Origin of the sequence: Collinsella sp. BG-O-102 (assembly GCF_023656745.1) — a bacterium.
Classification (GTDB): domain Bacteria; phylum Actinomycetota; class Coriobacteriia; order Coriobacteriales; family Coriobacteriaceae; genus Collinsella.
Map to the genome: position 1 here is coordinate 58,380 of NZ_JAMOKO010000009.1, position 9,659 is coordinate 68,038.

At 61.2% G+C, this 9,659-nt stretch carries 7 protein-coding genes; all 7 read left to right on the plus strand.

What is annotated here, in order from left to right; translation table 11 throughout:
- Nucleotides 1–374 precede the first annotated feature (374 nt).
- The 7 genes from bilR to NBH09_RS06065 all read left to right on the plus strand — a co-directional run bounded on the left by bilR (nucleotide 375) and on the right by NBH09_RS06065 (nucleotide 9,215).
- Nucleotides 375–2,405, plus strand: coding sequence for a bilirubin reductase, long form (bilR, locus tag NBH09_RS06035; RefSeq protein ID WP_250787347.1), 2,031 nt, complete (start codon nucleotides 375–377; stop codon nucleotides 2,403–2,405).
- Nucleotides 2,406–2,854: 449 nt separating this feature from the next.
- The gene (locus tag NBH09_RS06040; RefSeq protein WP_035136573.1) at nucleotides 2,855–3,250 is read left to right on the plus strand and encodes a helix-turn-helix domain-containing protein; all 396 of its coding nucleotides are present in this window, start codon (nucleotides 2,855–2,857) and stop codon (nucleotides 3,248–3,250) included.
- Between the two features lie 287 nt (nucleotides 3,251–3,537).
- Nucleotides 3,538–6,420: a proton-conducting transporter transmembrane domain-containing protein gene (locus NBH09_RS06045; RefSeq protein ID WP_138113712.1), complete on the plus strand. Its 2,883-nt coding sequence runs from the start codon at nucleotides 3,538–3,540 to the stop codon at nucleotides 6,418–6,420.
- A gap of 12 nt (nucleotides 6,421–6,432) precedes the next feature.
- Nucleotides 6,433–7,053: an NADH-quinone oxidoreductase subunit B family protein gene (locus tag NBH09_RS06050; RefSeq protein ID WP_138113714.1), complete on the plus strand. Its 621-nt coding sequence runs from the start codon at nucleotides 6,433–6,435 to the stop codon at nucleotides 7,051–7,053.
- Nucleotides 7,053–7,772: an NADH-quinone oxidoreductase subunit C gene (locus tag NBH09_RS06055; protein WP_138113716.1), complete on the plus strand. Its 720-nt coding sequence runs from the start codon at nucleotides 7,053–7,055 to the stop codon at nucleotides 7,770–7,772. Before NBH09_RS06050 ends, NBH09_RS06055 begins: the two co-directional genes overlap by 1 nt.
- 5 nt (nucleotides 7,773–7,777) lie before the next feature.
- Nucleotides 7,778–8,866: a hydrogenase large subunit gene (locus NBH09_RS06060; RefSeq protein ID WP_138113718.1), complete on the plus strand. Its 1,089-nt coding sequence runs from the start codon at nucleotides 7,778–7,780 to the stop codon at nucleotides 8,864–8,866.
- A 7-nt stretch (nucleotides 8,867–8,873) separates the two neighbouring features.
- Nucleotides 8,874–9,215, plus strand: a complete 342-nt coding sequence (locus tag NBH09_RS06065) for a 4Fe-4S dicluster domain-containing protein (RefSeq protein WP_138113720.1) — start codon at nucleotides 8,874–8,876, stop codon at nucleotides 9,213–9,215.
- The last annotated feature ends 444 nt before the right edge of the window (nucleotides 9,216–9,659 follow it).

The following is a 9,659-nucleotide window of genomic DNA, read 5'->3' on the forward strand; positions in this document are numbered from 1 at the left end:
GGCCTCTCAAACAAAATCTCGATCTGTAACATCTAGACCCGATTTGGGCGGCTAGGTGTTACAGGTCGAGATATACCGGTGGGTTGGGTCGTGTTTGTCTAAATCTGTAACACGAGGGACGGATTTTGCCGAGTTGTTGTTATAGATTGAGATTTTCTAGCAGGCGGGTTTGGTTTGTCTCGATCTGTAACAGTAAGACCCAGTTTTACCGCGTAACTGTTACAGATTGAGACAAACCGACGGGCCGCCCCGCCCCATCCACCTGTCGCTACCTGCTGTCTGCCGATTTCCGTTGCGCCGCTGTGCCCCCATGCCATATCCTCTAGACAACTACGCGGCACCATCGCCGCCGCGTCTACAAGAGAGGAATGTCCATGACCGCACCTGCATCCAAGCTGCTCCAGCCCATTACGGTTGGCCCCCTTGAGCTCAAGAACCGCATTATGTTCCCGCCGCTGACCACCGGCTACGAGGAGCGCGACGGCTCCATTGGCGAGCGCAGCCTGGCTTTTTACGAGCGCCTGGCCCGTGGCGGCGTGAGCTACATCGTCATCGGCGACGTCGCTCCCGTTATGACCGCAAGCCCCACGCCCAAGCTGGCGACCGACGCCCAGATCCCCACGTTTAAGGCGCTGGCCGACGCCGTCCACAAGCACGGTGCCAAGGTCGCGCTGCAGCTGTTCCACCCCGAGTACGACGTGCCCGGCGTCGGCCGCATGGTCATGGGATCCATGGCCGCCGCCAAGGCCGCGCAGGAAGCCAAGGCCGCCGGCGACGAGGAGACCTTTGCCGCCAAGATGGCCGAGTCCAACGAGATCCGCAAGCAGGCATATGCCAAACTGCACCACGACATGCAGCACTTTGTGAACGAGGCGAGCGTAGAGCAGCTTACCCAGATCAAGGAGGCCATCGCCGCCTCGGCCGCTCGCGCGCAGCAGGCCGGAATCGACGCCATCGAGGTCCACGGCGACCGCCTGGTGGGTTCGCTGTGCTCGGCCATCCTCAACAAGCGCACCGACGAGTACGGTGGCTCGTTTAAGAACCGCGTTCGCTATGCGCTCGAGGTCGTCGCTGCCATTAAGGAAGCCGCGCCGCAGCTGATGGTGGAGTACAAGCTCCCCGTGATCATGGAGAACCCCGACGGCACGCCGCGCGGCAAGGGTGGCCTGCAGCCCGACGAGGCCTGCGAGTTTGCCAAGCTGCTCGAGGGCGCGGGCATCGACATGATCCAGGTCGCACAGGCCAACCACACCGGCAACATGGGCGACACTATTCCGCCCATGGGCGCCATGCCCTACAACTGGACGCTGCCGGTGGCCGAGCGCGTCAAGGCCCTGGTCTCCGTGCCGGTGGCAACCGTCGGCCGTGTTGTCTCGGTCGAGGCGGGCGAGAAGATCCTGGAAGACGGCTCGGCCGACATCATCGCCTACGGCCGCTCGCTCATGTGCGACCCCGACATTGCGCTGAAGGCCGCCACGGGCGAGCCCATCCGCGAGTGCCTCAACTGCAACAAGGGCTGCGTCGATGCGATTCAAAACCGCAAGTACATCTCGTGCGTGCTCAATGCCGAGAACGGCGACGAGGCGACCATCGCCATCAAGCCGGGCGAGGGCGACAAGAAGATCGCCGTCGTGGGCGGCGGTATTGCCGGCCTGGAGGCCGCGCGCGTGGCGGCCAAGCGCGGTTACGACGTGACCGTCTACGAGGCGAGCGATCATCTGGGCGGCCAGATTGTGCTGGCGGCCGCGCCTCCGCGCAAGGACGAGATCATGCGCTCGGTCGAGTATTACGAGAAGATTCTGCCCGGCCTGGGCGTGAAGGTTGAGCTCAACCATGCCGCTACCGCTGAGGACCTCAACGCCGCCGACGCCGCGATTGTGGCCGTGGGCGCACATGACGTGGTCATCCCCGTTCCGGGCGCCGACTCGGAGAAGGTCGTCTCGAGCTGGGACGTGCTGGCCGGCAAGGTGGAGCTTACGGGCCGCGTCGTCGTCATTGGCGGCGGCCTGGTGGGCACCGAGACTGCCGAGTACCTGCTGCAGCACGGCTGCGAGGTGGCGATTGTCGAGATGCTCGACAAGATTGCCGCGGGCGAGTCCGAGACCATTCTGCCGCTGATCATGAGCGACTTTGCCGAGCACAACGTGGAGCAGCACGTGAAGACCCGCCTGACCGCCATTACCGATGAGGGCGTGGAGGCCATTCGCACCACCGAGGACGGCGCCGAGGAGCCGGTGAAGATCGCCTGCGATTACGTGGTGATGGCCGTGGGCTCCAAGGCCAACGCGTTTGACCTTGATGGCGTGACGGTGCCCGTGACCTGCGTGGGCGACTGCTCGGGCGAGCGCACCGCCGACATTGCGAGCGCCATTCGCACGGCATATCACGCGGCCAACGAGCTGTAGTTGAACATCGCGGCCAGGCGGGGCGGTAGCACGGATCCGTCTCGCCCGGCTGTGTCCCGTTGGGTGTCAACCGGTGCGGGGCCTGCAAGCGCAGCAGGTCCCGCCCTTTTTGTTTTGCTCCGGTGGATGGCAATGCGCGGTAATCATGAGGAGTGAGGAGGTCTACTGTCCTGCAGATCACTCAAAATTATTGGGGGAGGGGTTAATAACTATATCCTCTATACCAAAGGACATAAAGAGATGCCAATTTTGTTGACAAGCGAATGACGATTAGCTGCGAGTCAGCTACCAGCGTAAATAATCGATAAAGAAATGTCGTAATTTGGTGCCAAATGCCCAGATAACGCCGCGTCTATTTTAATTAACTGCTTTGAGCAAACGCTAAAATGCTACTATCTAACTTGCACGTAAGAAAGCAGATTAACGGTTAAGGCTAAGAAGTGGCAGGTATGTCGGAAGCAACTAGGACTCGCACGCATGCGCCCGAGGTTAGGCAGCGCGCCGTCGAGATCCTTCAAGAGGGGGTCGGTCATCGCGCCCTCGCCGCGGAGCTTGGCATTCCCCAGGCCACGGCTCGTCAGTGGGCCCGCGCGTATGCCGTGGGCGGTGCCGACGCCGTTCTCAATGCCGGTTCGCATCATCACACCTATTCGTACGACGTAAAGCTCGCTGTGGTTAAGGACCGTCTGGAAAACGGCTTGACGGTTCGCGAGGCCATGATCAAGCACAAGATTCCCAGCGAGTCTTCGGTCAAGGCTTGGTGCCGTCAGTACCGCGAGAGCGGTGAGGCCGCACTGGTCGATAAGCCGCGCGGTCGCAAGCCGCGCGTTAAAAAGGCGGAATAGCAAACGGGATGGTGCGCCCACAGGGGCGCATTTTTCTTGCCGCGCCAACTTTTTGGACCGCCGCGAGCCTATCGGGACATCCTCCAAAATGGCCAATAAACCGCGCGCAGTGGCCCGCGCGCCTGTCGCTGCGATAGGGGGAGCGTCGCCCCTTTGCTCCAATGCGGACAGACTCCTTGCCCCGTACGCCTAAAACTCCCCAGTTGACCGAAAACCCGCTGCCGCTACTCATCAATTGAGCTATAACGTTAAACAATTGCAGCGTTTTTGCATGGGGGAGTGATGGTATGACGCTACTGTATTTCCTTACCCTGTTTCCGCTGGTACCGGCGCTGGGCATGCTGTTCGCGCGCGGCGACCGCGCCCGCGATGCGGTGGGGCTCATAGGTTCCGGCATTATTATGGCGGTGACGGTTGTAGTCGCCGTCATGTTTTTTGGCACGGGTCCGCAGAGCTTTGAGGTTGCCCCCGGTACCTCGCATGTGCTCTCGATCATCAGCTCCGTCATCGACGTCATCCTGTGCGCCGTCATCCTATACAACGCGTACAAATATAGGAACGCGCTCACCACGGTGCTCGGCATAGTCCAACTGGTGGGCTCGCTCGCCTTTGCAGCCATGACGCTGCCCGCGACCGAAGCCGTCACCGCAACCCCGCTCTACCTGGACTACATGAGTGTGATCATGGTGCTCGCCGTTGGCATTGTCGGCAGCCTTATCTGCGTGTATGCCCTGGGCTACATGAAGGACTTCCAGGCCCATGACGAGCACGAGGCCGCGCTGCGCGGGCAGACCGCGCCCGACCGTCGCCCGCAGTTCCTGGCGCTCATGTTCCTGTTCCTCTCGGCCATGTTCGTCATCGTGACGAGCGACAACCTTGAGTGGCTGTTCTGCGGCTGGGAAATCACCACCGTGTGCTCGTTCCTCATGATTGGCTACACGCGCACGCCCGAGGCCATCAAAAACGCCTTCACCCAGATCATCCTCAACATGCTGGGCGGCATCGCGTTTTTGGCGGGCCTTATGTTTCTGCACGTCAACGGCATGCCGCTGACCATCTCGGGCATGATCGAGCTTTCCGGCGCCGGTACCGCGCAGTCCGCACTGCTGGTGATGCCGGTCGTCCTGCTATCGCTCGCCGCCCTTACCAAGGCCGCACAGATGCCGTTCCACACTTGGCTGCTGGGCGCCATGGTTGCCCCCACGCCCACGAGCGCCCTGCTGCACTCGTCAACCATGGTCAAAGCCGGCGTGTTCCTGATGGTCAAGCTGAGCCCGCTCTATGCCATCTATCCCGTGACCGGCTTTATGGTCACGAGTGTGGGTGCCATCACGTTTTTGCTCGCTGCCCTCATGGCCATCTCGCAGAGCAACGCCAAGCGTGTGCTCGCGTACTCCACCATTTCCAACTTGGGCCTCATCAGTGCCTGCTTGGGTGTCGGCGCGCCCGAGGCCGTATGGGCGGCCATCTTCCTGATCCTGTTCCACACGGTGGCAAAGTCGTTGCTGTTCCTGTGCGTGGGCACGGCCGAGCATCATATCGGCAGCCGCAATATCGAGGACATGGACGGTATGTTCAGCCGCATGCCGCACCTGACGCGCCTGATGATGCTGGGCATCATGGGCATGTTTGTGGCGCCGTTTGGCATGCTCGTGTCCAAGTGGGGCGCCCTGGTGGCGTTTGCCCAGACCGGCAACGTGCTCATGATCATGGTTCTGGCCTTTGGCTCGGCCGCGACGTTTTACTTCTGGGGCAAGTGGCTTGCCAAGCTTTCGGGCGTCGACCCCACGGCTCAAAACGTTGAGGTCAATGTTCATAAGACCGAATGGATGGCCCTCAACACCATCGCCGCGCTGCTGATTCTGTGCTGCGTGGCGTTCCCGGTTATCTCGAGTGGTCTGGTGTCGCCTTACTTGGCCATGGTGTTTGGCCGCGTGCCGTACGTTATCGGCAAGGACGCCATGTATCTGATGGTGGTTATCGTGGCGTTTATCGCCGTGGTGCTGCTGACTTCATTCCGCGTGAGCAATAAGCCGCACGTCAACGTGTACCTTTCGGGCGTGGGAACCGATAAATATCGCCATTTCCGCGGCTCGATGGGACACGAGGTAAAGGCTGAAAAGCGCAATTGGTACTCGGAGGACGCCCTTGGCGAGAAGCGTATTGGTCCCGCGGGTAGCGTCGTGTGCTGCAGTATTATCTTGTTTGCGCTGCTGTGTTGCGCGTGGATTGGGCCCGAGCGGCTTGCCATGAGTGCGCCCTCGGTGCTGCGCGGCAAGTATTTTGAAGGCTCGGGCGTCGTGGGCATATTTATTGGTACCGTGGTGTTTGCCCTGCTGGCGCCTTTGGTTGGTGGCCTGATCGACGGCGTTGACCGCAAACTTTCGGCCCGTATGCAGGGCCGCGTGGGCCCGCGCCTGCTCCAGCCTTTCTACGACGTTGCCAAGCTGCTGCGCAAAGCCCCTGCCAGCGTAAACACCATGGACGATACCTATATGGCGTGCGCGCTCATCTTTACCGTCGTGGGCGGCGGCATCTTTGTGTCGGGCTCTAACACGCTACTGTGCGCTTTTATGGTGACGCTCGCCGCGATCTTTGTGGTGTTGGCGTCCGCCTCGACGCAAAGCCCGTTTGCCCAGGTTGGCGCCGATCGTGAGTTACTGCAGGTTATGAGTTACGAGCCCGCCGTTTTGCTGATGAGCGTGGGCCTGTACCTTGCCACCGACAGCTTTGATTCCATCGCCGTGACGGGGCAGTCGGCCCCCATCATCGTGTACAGCGCGCCCATTTTCCTGGCGCTGCTCGCGGTGCTTACCATCAAGCTGCGCAAGTCGCCGTTTGACCTTTCGTACTCGCATCACGCGCATCAGGAGATCGTCCAGGGCGTCGCCACCGAGATGAGCGGCGGCACGCTGGCCAAGATGACCCTTATGCACTGGTGCGAGACCGTGCTGTTTTTGATGTGGGTGGGCATGTTCTTTGTTTGGGACAACCCCGTGAGCTGGGTTGTAGCCCTGGTCGTGATGGCCGCGACGTATTTTGTCGAGGTCCTGATCGACAACACCTTCGCACGCAGCACCTGGCGCAGCTGCTTTAGGCTCGGATGGGGCGTGGCGCTGGTGTTTGGCCTGCTCAACCTTATGCCCATCCTCGTTGACGTGTTTATTTAGGAGGCGGCATCCATGGATCATAAAATGTCGCGCTCGCCGTGGGTCATTCATTACGACGGCTCGAGCTGCAACGGATGCGATATCGAGGTGCTGGCCTCGCTCACGCCGCTGTTCGATGCGGAGCGCTTTGGCGTGGTCAACACCGGCAACCCCAAGCATGCGGACATCTTTTTGGTGACGGGGTCGGTCAATGCCCAGAACCTGCCCGTCGTGCGCCAGATCTACAGCCAGATGCTCGAGCCCAAGTGCGTGGTGGCGTGCGGCATTTGCGCGTGTTCGGGCGGCGTATTCCGCGATGCCTATAACGTGATCGGCGGCGTGGACCGCGCGATTCCCGTGGACGTGTATGCGCCCGGGTGCGCCATTCGTCCCGAGACCGTGATCGATGCCATCGTGGAGGCGTGCGGCATCCTTGATCAGAAGGAGGCCGTGATGCGCGCCGGCGGTGACCCGCTTACCGTGGGCGGCGCTGCTACCTGGGATGGCGGCGTCGAGTTGGGCGAGGACGGGTTCGTGGCTGCAGCTGGGGCCGGGGCTGACGGTGCCGGTGACGCGCCTGCCGAGAAACCCGCAGCGCCTGCCGCTGGTGACGCACCTGCTGAGACGCCCGTCGCTGCAAAGGAGGCCGAGTAATGCAAAAGGCTATCTATACCACCGTCGGGCTCGACGAGCTCCTGCCGCATGTGCAGGCGCTCAAGGGCGTCGGCGCGCGCTTTGTGCAAATGCACGCCGAGCGCTGTGTGGACGACGGATCGTATCGCCTGGTCTATACGTTTATCAACGTCCGTGCTGCTCAGGAGCAGATTGCGCAGGACGGCAGCTATGCGATCGAGAACCTGGTGGTTGAGGGAATTAATCAGTACCAGGAGATTCCGTCCATCAGCTCGTACTATCCGGCAGTATTCCCGTTTGAAAACGAAGCGCACGACCTGTTTGGTTTTGCCATTACCGATATGCAGATTGACTTTAAGGGCTTTTTCTACCAGGTCTCGACTGCCGAGCCCATGAGCGTTATCACGCCCGAGGTGAAGGCCGCGCGCGAGAAAGCCATGAAGGTCCGTGCCGCTGCCGAGGCCAAGGCGCGCAAGGCCGCGGCCGAGAAGGCTGCTACTGCCACGGCCGCTGCGGGGGAGGGCACTGCGGGCGCTGGCGATGCTGCGGGCGCTGCCGTCGCTCAGCCCGCTGCGGCTGCCGGCTCCGATGCTCAGCACGATGAAACTGCTGCGAAGGCCGCGCTCAAGGCTGCCGAGATGGAGGCAAAGCTCGCCGCCATGGATCCCGAGAAAGCGGCCAAGGTCCGCGCGGCGCTTGCCGCCAAGGCCGCCCGCGACAAGCAGAAAAAGGAGGCGTAAGGTCCATGGCACATCGCTCCGTTATTCCGTTTGGCCCGCAGCACCCGGTGCTGCCCGAGCCGCTTCATCTGGACCTGGTAATCGAGGACGACCGCGTCATCGAGGCAATTCCGCAGATCGGCTTTGTGCACCGCGGGCTCGAGAAGCTCGCCGAGAAGCGCGACATGCACCAGTTTGGCTACATCGCCGAGCGCATCTGTGGCATCTGCGCCGTGGGCCACAGCTACGGTTATGCCAGCGCCTGCGAGCGCATGCTCGACATCGAGGTGCCCGGCCGCGTGCAGTATATCCGCACCATTTTGCACGAGCTTTCGCGTATTCATTCGCACCTGTTGTGGCTGGGTCTGCTCGCCGACGCCTTTGGCTTCGAGGCACTGTTCTATCGGTCGTGGACCCTGCGCGAGCAGATTCTCAAGATCTTCGAGAGCACGTGCGGTGGCCGCGTGATTCTGTCGATTAACGAGATCGGCGGCCTTAAGCACGATATCGAGGACTCCGAGCTGGCCGGAATTGTCCAGACGCTCGATGCCATGCGTCCCGACTACGAGGCCCTGGTGCATACGTTTTTGGACGATGACAGCTGCGGCGAGCGCTTGCATGGCGTGGGTGTGATCAGCAAGAAAGATGCGCTGGATCTGTCGATGGTCGGCCCGTTTGGGCGCGCCTCGGGCGTGGATTACGACGTGCGCATGTTTGGCGACGGTGCCTATGCGGATCTGGTTGCGTTTGAGCCCATCGTTGCTACCGATGGCGATTGCTATGCCCGCTGCCAGGTGCGCTGTGCCGAGGTCACGCAGGCCATGGACATCATTAAGGAGCTTGTGGGCAAGATTCCGCACGACGGGATAGGCGGGCGCACCAAGCTTACACCGGCCGACGGCGCACGCGGCGAGGTTGTGATTGAGCAGCCGCGCGGCGAGGCGTATTACTATGTGCGCGGTAACGGCACCAAGAACCTGGACCGCTTCCGCGTGCGCACGCCGACGTCGCAGAACCTGGCGGGTCTGACACATGCGCTGCAGGGCGTGCTCCTTGCCAACGTGCCCATGATTATCCTGACCATCGACCCCTGCATTAGCTGCACGGAAAGGTAGGCGCGGCATGAGTTTACTGACATTTGCCAAGACGGCCTTAGGTTCTATGGTCAAGCAGCCGGTCACGGTGCGCTATCCGCAGGAGAAGCTGACGGCACCCGAGCGCTTGCGCGGGCATATCGTCAACGACATGGACGTGTGCATCTGCTGCGGCATGTGCGCGCGCCGCTGCCCGGCGGGCGCGCTCGCGGTCGATCGCAAGGGCGGTACCTGGTCGATCGACCCGTACGCTTGCGTGGTGTGCGGCGAGTGCATCGAGAGCTGTCCTAAACACTGCCTGACTATGGACACTGCCCGCACTCCAGTCGCGGCGGACAAGACTCCCACGGTAGAAACCAAGCCGGAGTAACGCTGGGATAGAACTGGAATAGGGGCCGGTGGGGCAATTTTGCCCCACCGGCCCCGCACTTAAACGCGCGGTTGGGCCGCCACGAACAAAACTATGCCGGATTACGGGGCTGGATAGCGGACCCTCGGCCATACCGAAAATCGCAAAAACAAAACCGCAGGTAGATAGCCTGCCGTTTTTCAAAAAATGAGGGTATGGATGAGGGTTCCGACTTTAGCCCCGTAATCCGGCATAGTTTTGAAATGGCACCATATCCGTAACAGCCCTTGATCTCCCGGGGACGGAGGAAAACGGGTCATTTTGGCCTTGCGAGGGCTGCCACGTGACCCGTTTGCCACGAAATGGGCCCATCTACTACGTTTAGGCTGCTACCCTCAACCATGGCGAACAACGCAAAAACAAAACCGCAGGTAAATTGCCCGCGGTTTTTCATGAAACGCGGCT